This window comes from Bradyrhizobium centrosematis (assembly GCF_045571495.1).
Lineage (GTDB): Bacteria > Pseudomonadota > Alphaproteobacteria > Rhizobiales > Xanthobacteraceae > Bradyrhizobium > Bradyrhizobium centrosematis.
In genome coordinates, this window is sequence record NZ_CP120703.1 from 6,517,150 (window position 1) to 6,530,803 (window position 13,654).

8 protein-coding genes and 2 pseudogenes are annotated in these 13,654 nt (G+C 57.3%); 3 read left to right on the plus strand and 7 right to left on the minus strand.

What is annotated here, in order from left to right; translation table 11 throughout:
- Positions 1-2,467: 2,467 nt before the first annotated feature.
- Together P6U31_RS30775 and P6U31_RS30780 are read left to right on the plus strand one after the other, a co-directional pair.
- Entirely contained in the window at positions 2,468-3,022 is a 555-nt protein-coding gene (locus P6U31_RS30775) for a peroxiredoxin (protein WP_407185420.1), read from the plus strand.
- A 6-nt stretch (positions 3,023-3,028) separates the two neighbouring features.
- Positions 3,029-3,576 (plus strand): annotated as a pseudogene (locus P6U31_RS30780) (carboxymuconolactone decarboxylase family protein).
- 237 nt (positions 3,577-3,813) lie between these two features.
- Here the strand turns inward: P6U31_RS30780 and P6U31_RS30785 are convergent.
- The 6 genes from P6U31_RS30785 to nifH form a co-directional block, all read right to left on the minus strand.
- Positions 3,814-4,110, minus strand: coding sequence for a ferredoxin family protein (locus P6U31_RS30785; protein ID WP_407189995.1), 297 nt, complete (start codon positions 4,108-4,110; stop codon positions 3,814-3,816).
- A 38-nt stretch (positions 4,111-4,148) separates the two neighbouring features.
- On the minus strand, positions 4,149-5,456 hold the full coding sequence (locus tag P6U31_RS30790) for an FAD-dependent oxidoreductase (RefSeq protein ID WP_407185421.1): 1,308 nt from the start codon (positions 5,454-5,456) through the stop codon (positions 4,149-4,151).
- An 11-nt stretch (positions 5,457-5,467) separates the two neighbouring features.
- Positions 5,468-6,577 (minus strand): electron transfer flavoprotein subunit alpha/FixB family protein, encoded by a 1,110-nt coding sequence (locus P6U31_RS30795; protein ID WP_407185422.1) that lies wholly within the window; start codon positions 6,575-6,577, stop codon positions 5,468-5,470.
- Between the two features lie 971 nt (positions 6,578-7,548).
- On the minus strand, positions 7,549-7,890 hold the full coding sequence (gene nifW / locus P6U31_RS30800; protein ID WP_407185423.1) for a nitrogenase stabilizing/protective protein NifW: 342 nt from the start codon (positions 7,888-7,890) through the stop codon (positions 7,549-7,551).
- Positions 7,891-8,368: 478 nt separating this feature from the next.
- Complete coding sequence (locus tag P6U31_RS30805; RefSeq protein ID WP_407189996.1) at positions 8,369-9,061, minus strand: nitrogen fixation protein NifQ; 693 nt, start codon at positions 9,059-9,061, stop codon at positions 8,369-8,371.
- 178 nt (positions 9,062-9,239) lie between these two features.
- Positions 9,240-10,124, minus strand: a complete 885-nt coding sequence (gene nifH / locus P6U31_RS30810) for a nitrogenase iron protein (protein WP_407185424.1) — start codon at positions 10,122-10,124, stop codon at positions 9,240-9,242.
- Between the two features lie 1,223 nt (positions 10,125-11,347).
- Between nifH and P6U31_RS30815 the strand changes: the two are divergent.
- Positions 11,348-12,041 (plus strand): annotated as a pseudogene (locus P6U31_RS30815) (OmpW/AlkL family protein).
- 505 nt (positions 12,042-12,546) lie between these two features.
- On the opposite strand, the gene P6U31_RS30820 reads toward P6U31_RS30815, so the two are convergent.
- Entirely contained in the window at positions 12,547-12,894 is a 348-nt protein-coding gene (locus P6U31_RS30820; RefSeq protein WP_407185425.1) for a (2Fe-2S) ferredoxin domain-containing protein, read from the minus strand.
- Positions 12,895-13,654 lie beyond the last annotated feature (760 nt).

Sequence of the window (13,654 nt, forward strand, 5' to 3'; positions counted from 1 at the left end):
TCACGGTATGAATCAGCCCTGCAGTTAAACATCGACGGAATAGCCGCCCAAATCCGGGTGGAGACAAACGTTTGATATCGTGATCACCCAGATGTGGGACTAGATCGGCCCCTATTACGTCTGTCTCAGGATTTCCGTGCACAAGGACAATCGTCATGGCAATTGTTTCCAATTGTCGTGATGGAGGCCAATTGATGCAGGGACATCAGTCTGCCGGTTGACGAGTGGTCGCTGGACAGGCGGACTGCTCCAGGCAGATGGGCTTTCGGTTACCAAGCTGGCCAAGTTCAGGCGCCGGCCGTCTGAATTCCTTACTGCCGCTCGGATTTTGCAACTTCCGCTCGGACCGTTCCCTCTCTCGATGGAGGACGAGTGGAAACTTGCCGATACGCCGTACCGGTCCGTCACTTCTCTCTGCCGCGGTCGGAATCATGCGGCGGCATCTGCTGCGCAAGTTCTCGAAATTGTCCCTAAGACAAAAAATTGCTACCTCCTTATCGCCGCGCTCTGTAAACTGGCCACAGAAACGCACCATTTCTGATCTGCATAATGCAAAGACCTGCTCAGACCGACGGTCGCGCGCATCAGCGCGTCCTGTCCACAATGACGCCGCGATCACTATCACAGCAAGAGCGACCACACACGGATGGACATCGCGGATGCAGTTCATTCTTAGCTCTTGATCCGCGCATCCTGTTCTAGGCCGCATCTGCTTCACCGTTGTTGTTTCTCCCCAAGCATGTTCTGTTCACCCGATTGGCTGCCGCGTCGGCTGCGGCCAGCGCGATGTGCGGAACGCACTGATTAAGGCCTCTGGGATCAGCGTCTCGATAAGTGCAACACTGTCGCCGGCAAGACATAGTTGGCACTTAACGGCTTTGTGCCGGTGCTCGCTTCGAACATCGCGCTCTCCTTCATAAGGGCGTACAACCTGACGCTACGATCGATTCAAGCCCTTTCTCGTGTTCGGCAATTGTAAATATGCTCTAAGAGGGTACCCCTCCTTGGGGGCCGCACAATCGATTTACGACGACTTCAGGCTACTGCCCGCTCCCGCTTGCGAAAGTCCCGATCTGCCTGGATCACCCCTAGCCTATCGCTAAGGTCAAGGGGTCAAGGCGCAAAGAGCATCCATCGACTCGATCAGCGACAACTTGCGTCGATCAGCTCGGCAACACTGTTCCACCTAGGCACCATTTCCCGTGCGGGAGGCTATCGATCCTCACTTCGTCACGTAGTCCCTGCATGTACGGTTGACGACGCGAGCGTCGAAAGCCCTACGATGACTTGCGGCGGGTGAAGAATGCATGCGAGAGCGACAAAGCGCCTCTCGAGGAAATTACGGAGATATTTCTACAAGCGGCACGCGAATTGCTGGCGTACACATCAAGCACATGTCGCAAACGAAAGTAGCCGTCGCTGCGGCCGGAGTTCCAATGAGACTTATCCGATTCATCCTATTGGATTTCGCTTTGACTCTGCTGGCACCCGAAAAATGCGCGGGCCGTGATTATCGCACCCGCGACAACTTTCAACTCAGCAGATCAAGCTCAGAAGTCATTGATCCGCATTCCTGCCGCAGCAACTACCACTGAACCCTGTCGTGCGCCCAATGGCGGTTCTAGCAAGCACAAGATGGCGCGGGTCGCGGGAAGTACATCGGGCTAGGGACGGCAAGGTTCCACCGCAATGGACCACGATATCTCGCAAGCAAGAGCAACTTCATCTGCTCCTGATCTTGAGCATTGTCGCGCTCACTGCACCGGTACCGGCTTCCGCCACCAATTTTACGTCGCCGTCCGCTTCCTCTGGAGAGAGCCTCTGGAGCGACCAACATTTGGTCAACCCACGATGTCGTTCGACCTTTCGCTGGGGTCCCCGAGCGCAACTTGGCGGCGCCATCAATATCCCAATTAAGATGGACGATTATCTATGCGGCAATCCGCTGGGAACATTGAGGCCGGCGACGTTGCACGTCGTAGAATTCTTAGCCGCCTTTTTTGGAATCGGCGCATTCGTACTTTACTATTTAGTGAAACTCTACGACAAATATAAAGGGGGCCGGTTTGATTAGCCGTTCTTCGCATACCTGATGCTACACATCTTGTGATGAAGACCGCCGGCCCGTTGTGAGCAATGTCATCGCATCTGCCGGGGCGCGAGGTGAAGCAGTCTCCCACGCGAGCCATAGCAGGAAACATCAACCCGCTTGGACCAACATTCTGGTCGCTCTTGGCGACGCTAGACTGTTCTCACGTGTTCAGTGCGCTGCCTACAATTGACGGCTCGTTGCGTTTATCAAAGAAGCGATGGGCTACAATTTGCTCCGAGGCGCGCTGATCGATGCTCCCAGCGTACGAGCATTCCTGAACAACACCGATTTATCCTCCTCCTGCGACCGGATGGCATGTGGCTTGCTTCAACGGTGAGGTCGCGATCTAGCGAACGAACGTTGCATGAGGACAGCATGCTCGGAATTGGAAGTCAGTTGCCGCCATTCGACATCACAGGCGTCAAGCCCGGTTTTCAAGCGCAGGAAGAAGAAGGGCAGAGTGCATTTGAGACGTTGACCGAAATGAGCTTTCCGAGGAAATGGAAGATCATCTTCTTCTATCCCAAAGATTTTACCTTCGTCTGCCCAACGGAGATTGCTGAGTTTGCCCGGCTTGCCAAGGAATTCGCTGACCGCGACGCGGTCGTTCTTGGTGGTTCGACTGACAACGAATTCTGCAAGCTTGCTTGGCGGCGATCCCATGTTGACTTGCACAATCTGCCCATCTGGCAGTTTGCCGACACAAAGGGAACGCTCGTCGACGGCCTTGGCGTGCGATCACCCGAAGGCGTCGCCTACCGTTACACTTATATTGTGGACCCCGAAAACACGATTCAGCACGTCTATGCGACCAATCTCCGTGTTGGACGCAGTCCTACGGACACGCTCCGCGTTCTCGACGCGCTGCAAACGGACGAGCTCTGTCCCTGCAACCGCGAAATCGGCGGCGAAACCTTGAAAGTTGCCTGACCCAGCATGTCGTCGCTCGACCAGATCTATGCCAGGATTCCCGACTTCGCGAAAGATGTCGGGCTTAACCTGACCTCCTTGGTGGCCGATGAGACGCTTTCGCCGCAACGAAAATACGGGCTGCTGCTAGCGAGTGCGACGGCCACCCGCAATGCAGCGCTGGTTGCTGGATGGAATCCGCTGCGTCCGCGGTGATGACCTCTGAAGCGATTGCCGCTGCGAAAGCCGCAGCTCCGGTGGAGGCAATGAACAACGTCTACTACCGCTTCGCTCACCTCGTTTCCGCGCCGGAATACAAGACGATGCCGCCACGGCTATGTATGGACGTGACCGGCAGTCCTGGCGTGGACAAGTCAGATTTCGAGCTTCGGTCGCTTGGGGTCGCTGTCATAAATGGCTGCGGTACCTGCATTGATGCCCATGAGAAGACATTGAGAGCCGCGGGCGTCGATTCTGAAGCGATACACACCGCCGTTCGCTTTGCCGCGGTCACTCAATCGGTGGCGATCGCAATCGAAACGCCTGGGGCCGTCGCCCCTCAGGCGAGAGGCTGATCGCTACGCTAAGCTCCCATCAGCCGAGCTAGAGTGCCAACGATGGCGCCACGTCGAGTCCCCCTGCGGCTGCCAAACCAACGTCCCCTTCGGTGCTTCGGCAGCGCTGCGTTCTAGGCGTCGTCCATAAACTCCCGCCGCCCGGCGAGCGACAGGGAATGCACCCCTCCGATAGGATGAGTTCCCTCGCCTGGCCTCAGCCAGCCTGCACGATCCTTGACGCCAGCTGGTCGACCATCATCCAAACTTGAACAACACGCCATATCCGCCGCGCGGATGGCTCCATTCGATGTCGCCGGTCGGCTCGGCGATCACGCGGCAGGTGCCGCACTCGATGCAGCCGTCAACCGCTATCTCGACCTGGCCGTTATCGTTGAGCTGATAACATCGCGCGGGGCAGACTTTCAAAAGTGCAAGTAGCTGAGGCGATGGAGTTGTATGCGCACGGACCTTAACGTGAGGGTGTCCGACGTCGACAAGATAGCGGTTGAAATACAGCTTGTCTTCGACGCGCACCGGGGGGGCGCAATTCATGCTTTGGCCTTCCATTGTTTAACTTCTCTCCTGTTGCGTCAGCGCCAGGCGCGAGCAAAGCGATACGCATCGCCAACCAGGCCTGACCACGACCTGGCCTTGACAAAGGATTTCAGGCTGGCCCTTTCCTTCTCAACCTTTGGCGTCCCATCGACGCGCACAAAGTTCTGCATCGCCTTAGAGATGAGCTGCGGATAGGTAAGAAAGAAGTTCTGGGAGTGAGTGTGCATTAGGGGCGGCAAATCCTTGTACTTTTTCAGATCCTTGATGACGAAGGAATCATCCAGCATCTTCTTATAGATTGACAGATTTGCTGCACTCATCGATTCGCCGCGCGATTTAGCTAGCCCTATTGCTTCGGCAGCGATACGGCCGGAGGTCAGCGCCAGATTGGAGCCTTCACGGTGAACAGCATTATTGAGTTGGGCCGCATCGCCCGCCACGACCCAGCCTTCTCCATAGAGCTGCGGAATTGAGTTGTAACCGCCCTCGGGAATGAGATGGGCGGCATATTCCTTCACTTCCGACCTTGCTATCAAAGGCGCCACCGAGGGATGCCTCTTGAATTGCTCGAGTAAGCCGTACGGCGTTTGGCCTGTGCGTTGGAATTCTGCTACGAGACAACCGATTCCGAGCGAAATGCACTCTTTATTGGCGTAGATAAATCCCATTCCGGTCATGCCGCGGGAAATCGTACCTGCCGCCTCGATCACGACCCCTTCGTCACCCTTGAGATTGAAACGCGCCTCGATAGTCTCGCGAGGTAAAAAGTGCATTTCTTTCACCGCCAGCGCAACGTTATCGGGTGTCGGACGTGCGCGCAGAGCCGCGCGCGTGCCGAGCAGGCCATTGACCCCTTCTGCCAGGACGACGACGTCGGCATGTATTTCGCCGCCTCGGCGATCTGTTCGAACACCGACGACCCTCTTCCGCTCGTCTTGCACGAGCTCGGTGACGGTGGTCTCGCACAGCACGATCGCGCCGGCCTCCCGCACCTTGGAAGAAAACCATTTGTCAAACTGGGCGCGTATAATCGTATAGCGGTTCGGCCGCTCCTCGTTGAAGTCCTCCGACCGGTAATGCATGCCGACATGGGAGCGATCGTCCATCATCCAGAACCGCTGTTCGATGAGGTGGCGTTCGAGGGGCGCCTCCTCACGAAAGTTTGGAACAAGCTCTTCCATCATATCGGCATAGAGGATAGCGCCTTGCACATTCTTAGACCCGGGATATTCGCCCCGCTCAAGCTGCAGCACTTTCATGCCGCGTTTCGCCATCGTCAATGCCGCCGCGTTGCCGGCCATACCGGCTCCGACCACGATTGCATCGAATCTCTCTTCAATCATCAGAATCTCCTCTAAACCGCAATCCGAGCACGCGACTCCGGCAAAAGCCGCGCGCGAAATGCGGCCGTCAGCGCCGGCAGCAATTGCATGGCATCACTGACGATCGCCAGATGGGCGAAGTCGAAGATCGGAGCGTTCTTGTCGGTATTGACAGCAACGATCAGATCCGCGCTCTCGACGCCAACCCGGTGCTGGATCGCCCCTGATATGCCGGCGGCAATATAGAGCTTGGGCCGGATCGTTTTCCCTGTCTGGCCGATTTGCCGGTCAGGCGTAAGCCAACCTTTTTGTACGACGGGGCGCGAGCAGCCATATTCCGCCCCAAGCAGTGTTGCCAGCTCGCGCACCAACTGAAAGTTCTCGGAAGATCCGAGCCCTAAGCCGCCCGCAACCACCACATCAGCATAGGCCAGGTTAGACGTCTCCGCATCACGGTCGGGTAGGAACGACAATACCTTTGTCACTATGTCGTCTTCCACAAGGCCGAGCGGATGAACGATGATATGAGCGGCGTCGCGCGCAACGCGCTCAGGCATCGGCATGACTCGCGGGCGGACGGTTGCCATCTGTGGGCGATAATTCAGGGTATAGATCGTGCAGAGCAGCGATCCCCCAAAGGTCGGGCGCGTTGCCGCAAGCGAACCATCTGCGTCGACTTCCAGCGCGGTGCAGTCGGCCGTAAGTCCAGTCGACAGGGTCGTCGCAACGGAACCTGCGAGATCGCGACCGAGCGTCGTCGCCCCCAGCAGCAGGATCTCGGGCTTGTAGGTGTCGACGAGATCGGTGAGCGCTTTGGTATAAGATTCGTTGCGATAGTTCGACAAGATATTGTCGCTTACGAGATAGGCCAGATCGGCGCCATAGCAGAAGGCGTCAAGCGCGGCGTTGCGTGTGTGCTGCCCCTCCGGGCCGATAACGACCGCCGCAAGATTCACGTTGAGCTTGTCAGCAAGACCGCGCCCTGCACCCATGAGCTCCCAGGAAACGGGATGCACCTGGTCACGCTCCAACTCGACGAAGACCCAGACGTGCTTGTAGGATTTGAAGCGCTCCGGAAGGTCCTTTTTTGCTGCCGCGCGGCTGGCACCCGGTGGCATGGCCGTTCTGCTGACGTTGCTCATGTCCAATTCCTCTCAACGATAGGCGCGCCCGCGCCACGGTTGCGTTTTTGCTTTCTTTAACTGAAGATCACTTTCGGTCAGAAACTGGTCGGCTTCTCTGCCCGGCCGGCTTGTTAGGACCAGTCGCACAACAACACGCATCCTCGCGATAGGCGTAGCGCCCGACCGGATTGGAGACCTCTTGCACGCTGAGCGCTTGCACATTGGATCGACAAGCGCGGTCCCGACTGGCTCGGCGTCGCGATAATCCTGACCCGCGACTTCGTGGTCCGAACCGCCGAGTCCGTTCGTTGCGCCGTAACTCCGTCTCAGTTCGGCCCAGCGGCTCAACATCGACGGTGGCAAGAAAGTCGCTCGCGGCTGCGCTTCTGCCGTGACGCCCATGTGGCGTCTCCAGTGCCACCGGTCCGAAAGGGTCGGTGCTACTGCTCTTCGTGGCCTGGTCTCTATCTGCCATGAGATGGAAATAACCCCGTGCGGAAGCGGGGGCCGCTTTTATGCGAATGCTGCTGGGCATACCCGCTGCAGGAATCGAACAGAGCGAACACCTATCCATCGGCACTATCTCACCGTCGCCACGAGACCCTGACCGCGTTCAAGACAGATGCAAACGAACCTGACGAAAGAATTGGTCTCGATTTGATGGCGCCGCGCGACTCGGCGGGCAGTAAACGTAACATCATTGCTCCTCCTTCAAACTCATCGCGAGCGCCACGCCTGTCGGCATCGATCATCGGATCAGCACAATAAAAAGCAAGTGTCATACCAGTGGCAAAGACGGACACTCAGCGAACGTATTCCGTGACACTGCGACGATGCTGGTTGCACGAACAATCCAGACATCGGTCGGCAATACAATAGCCACTGATTGGGTCACGGCCGCGGAGACTAGCTTCCGATAAAGAGAACGCTCACAAAACGGAGCGTCCCGGCGCCCGTCGGGAACGCTTCCCTTACGGTGGAACGCGACATCACTTCAAATCACTCAAGGGGACAAAGGCCACAGCCCTCTTATGGTCTGCGACGGCATCCTTCAAAACCTTGAAAACTCGCTGCTCGATCGGCGACGATGCTACGAAATCGGCATAGGCTCGTTCCAGCATCGCCTTGCACCGCGCTCTGATTTCCGCCTCCGGCGCGTGAGCAAATTGCTCTTGAGCGAGGTATTGTCCCATGCGCCTTAAGATGTGAAGGCGCGCGACATTGACGATCTTAGGGTCATACTCGACGCCAAGCAGCGAGAAAAACTCTTCCGCCGCTGCGGCCTTGCCGAGCCGATCCAGGATACCGGCTGCATTGGACGAGTTGATCATCAACCATTCTCCTTCAGATTAACTCTGGGCAGCGCTCGAGCAAAGGGTGATCGCGCGATCGATAGAAGTTCTGGCCTTTCGAAGGGCATAAACGCCGGCCTCGTGCGCAAATACCCACCCTTATCGGCAATCGCTCCAGTCATGCCGATCGCACCTGCGGCGCGGCTGGCTGGCCCTTGGTCGAGGCTCTTGAACTCCGGGAGCAAGACGTCCGCCTCAAGTAAATTCGCTTGAATCTCACGTTGCTTAATCCGTATGTTCAGCCGCCTTGCCGAGCCCTGTGATGATCGTTGGTGCGTTGTTCGCGCCCAGCCTTCATCGCAGGTATCATGATCTGGGTTACGAGCCTCGATGCTGCCGCCTTATACTCATAGCAAAAGGCTTGCGGCCGATGTCTTACCCAGCCTCCCCCGGCTTCGACTGTAGATCCTGGGCGGCCGTCTCCGATGCCGATGCAATTGCGGTCCGTTTCGGCTGTTCAAACGCCGGGTCGCCGACCAACCGGGCGAGCAGCCTCCTGCAACAGCAAATCAAGGCGCCGCTCGGCCAACCGGCTCTCGCCGCTTTCCTCACCGAAGCAGATGTTGAATTCGCCACATTGGTCGCACACGGGTGTCGTGCACATCACAAGCCCATCATTCTCACAAAGCATGCGGTAGAAGAACCGCTTCCACCGCATATTATTGACATTGCGCGCGGCGAGCGGCCCGAAATGACGGCGCAGCACAAGAACGAGTTCGCCACGATTGCGCAGGCCGAGCGCTTTCCACAAATGGTCCGGCTCCATGGCGCGACGTGCGATCATTGCAGCCAGCCAACGGCCGATATCTCCTTGCGTCGAGCGGTGCTCGAGCAAAAGATCGCGAAGCATTGCGATTTCCTCCTGGTCTTCCTGCTTGATGGGCGACGCCTGCTCCGCGGCATTGATCTTGGTTGAGGGAAAGTACCGCTCCAGCAGGGCCGTCAGTTCGACGTATGACAGGCCGACCTTCTCAAGAAGGCAGCCACCGTCTATCGTCGCAGCCGCCAGGATGGATGCCAGGACATGGCGATCGAGCTTAGTGTCGGTCGAGATATTTGCGTTTGCAGGAGCCTCACCGGTGAGCAAACGGTAGGCCGTAACCCCGCTGTGCAAGCCGGTCGCAGTAGCAGTAGCAGCACCCACAGCCATCAACGGACGCTTGTGCAGCTCGGGCATCATTTTATTCGTTTTCACTATCCTGAGGTCTGCCACGGCGCACTGACCTCGGCAAAAGTCGATCATCAGTATGCCGGTCTCCAGGGAGGGAGAGACGTTGAAGGAGACCGGCATCTGTCGCGCGACTTTACAAGGCCGCGACCCGCAACCTTTACGAGGCTGCGAGCTCCGCAGCGGTTTTGCCGATGATCGCTTCATCCACCGGCTTCATGATGCCGTGCTCCATCAGCATGTCCTCGAGCTCATCCATGGAGATTGGGGTCGGGATGATGCCTTTACCGCCATTGTTGTGAACCTTTTGAGCGAGCTTCCGATAGTGATCTGCTTGTTGGGAGTCGGGTGCATATTCAAGCACCGTCATACGGCGGAGTTCTGCATGTTGCACCACGTTGTCGCGCGGCACGAAGTAGATCAACTGCGTGCCCAGCTTCTTGGCCAACGCTTCTGCCAGTTCCAATTCCTTGTCGGTCTGCCGCTCATTGCAGACCAGCCCTCCCAGCCGCACCCCACCGGAGTTCGCATACTTCAAAATGCCCTTGGAGATGTTGTTTGCAGCATACATCGCCATCATTTCACCGGACATTACGATATAGATTTCCTGCGCCTTGTTCTCGCGGATCGGCATGGCGAAGCCACCGCAAACGACGTCGCCAAGCACGTCGTATGAGACATAGTCAATGTTCTCATAAGCGCCGTTCTCTTCCAGAAAATTGATTGAGGTGATGACACCGCGCCCCGCACAGCCGACACCTGGCTCAGGACCGCCGGACTCCACGCAGCGAATGTCCCTGTAGCCGACCTTCATTACGTCTTCGAGTTCGAGGTCCTCCACACTGCCGGCGCTCGCTGCAAGGCTCAGAATCGTATCTTGCGCCTTGGCGTGGAGGATCAGCCGGGTCGAGTCCGCCTTCGGATCGCAGCCCACAATGAGAATTTTCTGACCCATCTCAGCCAGCGCCGCCAGTGTGTTCTGCGAAGTGGTGGACTTGCCGATGCCACCCTTTCCGTAGAACGCGATTTGTCTTAGTGAAGACATCCTGCTCTCCATCAACCGATTTGCCAAAAGTTGCGCGCTTCTTGTGAGAGCTTGTTTCTCTCACAAAAGCGAGGGCACACGGGTCCAAGGGAAGGAGCGCATCGCTCGCCTTACACGCCGGCGTGCACTCAGCCCTCACTCTGTGTTGCTACCCCTCATTAGCAATGCCTGTGCCAACACTTGACTGCGCAGCTTAAGTTCATGATCGCACTGCACAATGCACCCCGCCGTTCGCGTGTTCGTTGGCTGTTTTGGATCTGACAGCACCTGCGTCGTTGTCGGACAAATAACAAACAACCCACCATCAACCCAAAGCGTCGGCCCGAACAGCGGCGAATGTCGGAAATGCACTGTGACACTTGGCGCTGATTTCGGCGATGGCCGGCGGACACTCCAGAGAGGCTCGCGGATGCGGCAGCGCGGTGCCACTCGTTCGGCCTGGCACACATAGGTAGGTACGCCGTGGCGATTATCATCTTTTTTCAAAAGCCCGGCTGCGCCACGAACGCGCGCCAGATTCGGTCGCTCAGGTCCGTAGGCACGACGTCGTCGTTAAGGACACCATGAAGGAGCCATGGCAAGCGGACGAATTGCGCAGCTTCTTCCTCAGGATGCCGGTCAACGCCCGGTTCAGCCGAGCCGCGCCTCGCATCAAGCCAGGCGAGCTCAATCCCGAGTTCATCGACGCGCCGCGCGCAGTCGCGTTGATGCTATCCGATCCGCTCCTGATACGACGACCGTTGATCGACGTAGACGGGGCACGAAGCGCCGGAAGCGATCGTTAGCCCGCGCCGTCGCTTCTTGGCCGCGACACGCAAGACGATGGCCAGAGATCCTTGCACGAAGCAAGCTGCATGCGTTGCCCGCAGACGTGGACGGCAACGAGCGTCCTCCAGGCAAGCAAACCAGACGACGAACGACGTTCTCCACTTGCGGCTTTCCTCACGGGAAGTACTTGAGCGACGGTGACCTTGAAGACACGCACGAGTAGCCTCTTAGCTCGGCGCCGGCTGGTGCTCACAATGCATGCTCACCACCTTTGAAATGTGCGAGAACCTTAACAGCAGTCTGTGCTGTTGCCTTTGGACGCTTCGCGGCCGTGACCCTAATGCAACTGACCGGCACAATTCTGCTAGCGGTTGTCCCCATATTTGATTGCTGTCAAATCTTCGGCCGTTGCCTGTATGGGACAGAGACCTTGCGCGGCTACGCGCAATTTTTGGATGGAGAATACGATGAGGGCAAGAACAGTTCTGGCGGCGGCATCGGTCCTCGCTCTAGCGACCTCGTTGGCGAGTAACTCGGCACCTGGTGCTGACCTCGGCCCGGCGCCGGTCTACTGTAAAGCCCCCCTATCGAACCCTCCAATCCGTGGATGATCCGCTTGCGCGTGCTTGGCGTTTTGCCGGATGCCGAGGGCAGCTCGGTCAACGTTGCGGGGGCACCCTCGCTGTCCTCGCCGCGAGCTGGGCTTTCGATCAGCGATCAAGCCATACCCGAACTCGATATCACCTATTTTTTCACAAAGAACCTGGCCGCTGAATTGATTCTCAGCGTGACGAGCCATCACATCAGCGGTAATGCCGTGCTGTGCTCACGGGACTCGATATCGGCAAAGCCTGGCTGTGGCCGCCGACACTGACCCTGCAATATCACTTCACCGATTTCGGCCCGCTTAAGCCCTATATCGGCGCGGGCATCAACTACATTGTCTTCCTCAACCAGTCGGCAGCCAACACGTCGTTCGCGGGTCTTGCCGTCACCAATCTCCACATCAGCAATCAATTCGGCGCAGCGGTCCAATTCGGCTTCGACTACATGCTTGATCGCCACTGGGGCCTCAACTTTGACGTGAAGAAGCTGTGGCTGCGGCCTGAGTACTCGGCGACCGTCAACAATGCGATTGACGTCACCTGACGCGCCAATATTGACCCATGGCTCGTCAGCGGTGGCGTCGCTTACAAATTCTGAGGTCGGAACAGGGCAGGAAAGAAGGCTCTGTTTGATCAACGCGGAACGCAACGAAGCCATGCAGGGCTTCTACCACTTTTCCCGCAGCATGGTGGGAGCCCGCTGGCGCGCACACGAGACAGAACCAGCGACAGAGAAAGCCTTTTCGCAGCATCGCTAACCCTTCGGGTTAAGCGATCGCGCCACGCGTGGGTGCAACGGTACAACTAACAAATAGATGACTCGATCCGACATATCCGATGTTTTATTTGTTGCACATTGTATGAGGCGCTCTTTTCGTTGACCCGACTAACCTGCGGTACGCCGCAAGCCCCTTAATGACCCGCTGTCAGCGTACCAGCGAGCGTATCGTGCCTCGCTACCATAGACTATCCGGGCTCCAATAGGCCAGCTCTGGACGACCACACCGTCCATGCTGCAAGACCTGGGAGGAGGACGCCAAGCCACGCCGTTAGCTTCGCTTGAGCACCACGACAAGTCGATCGACACGTTTGCCCTGATCGAGGTGAGAGTTGACGATCTCGTCAACGTCCTCAGGCGTGCGCACGCGATACCATACGCCGTCAGGATAGACGACCAGTAAGGGACCAGTGTTACAAAAGCCAAGGCACCCAGCTGTCGCGAAGCCAGTATCGTTGAGGCCTTTCGCTTCGATCGCTTTGCTCATCCGGTCCCACAAAGTTTGGGCTCCGGAGGCTCCACAACTGCCGTGGGGATGGTCTGGCGGACGCTGCGTGTCGCACGCAAAGACATGATGCCTGTAGATCTGAGGGAGAACGACTTCTGCTTCCGAGCTCACGCGACTATCCTCTGCTATACATTCAGCTAAAGTGATGGTTGAGCGACAAGGTCAGCCACAAGGCCTAACGACGGAATGCCCATTGGCCGCACATGCTACTCATTCCTGCTCTCGCGTGCGAAAGCCGTTAAGAATGATAAAAGGCCATTGCCTCGCCTAGAAGGATGGCATCGTCCAATAGACGCGATCTTCTCGTTCATTAAATCGCCGACTCTCGGTTCCTTCATCCAAGCCCCACGGTTTGCTGCTTGAACTTATCTACTGCAGTCCGGCTCAACCGGAAGAGCGCCCGACCACGAGCAAGCGCTCGATAAGCCGATCCCGCTCGAGAATTTAGGACGTCAAACCATTGGTTTGGAGTGAGCTTTGCTGGACGCTCGCTGATCTGTATCACTCTCCCGTTCGGGGCGAAGCGGACGTGGATTATGATTTCCTGCGAGTCCATATCGGTCTCCTTTTTCCAGTTACAAACGATTACGCCTTGGATGCCGACAATCCATTTTATGCGGATGACCGCCGCGCACGCCGCCATGTTTACCGACGCCTCCCGCCATGGTCTCAACCATGAACTCGAGCCGCCTATTCGCGAGATAGGCCTGAAATGGACGACCCGTGATGCTATCGGCTGTCTTTTTCCCATCTAACAATCAGCTCCTGATAGCGTCGGTAACGGTCGTTTAGGCATAAGATGCGCCCTCGTAACGCTGCCCAACCATCCAACACAGGTCCAGAATATCGCCGGAAAGCCTGCGGCGTACTC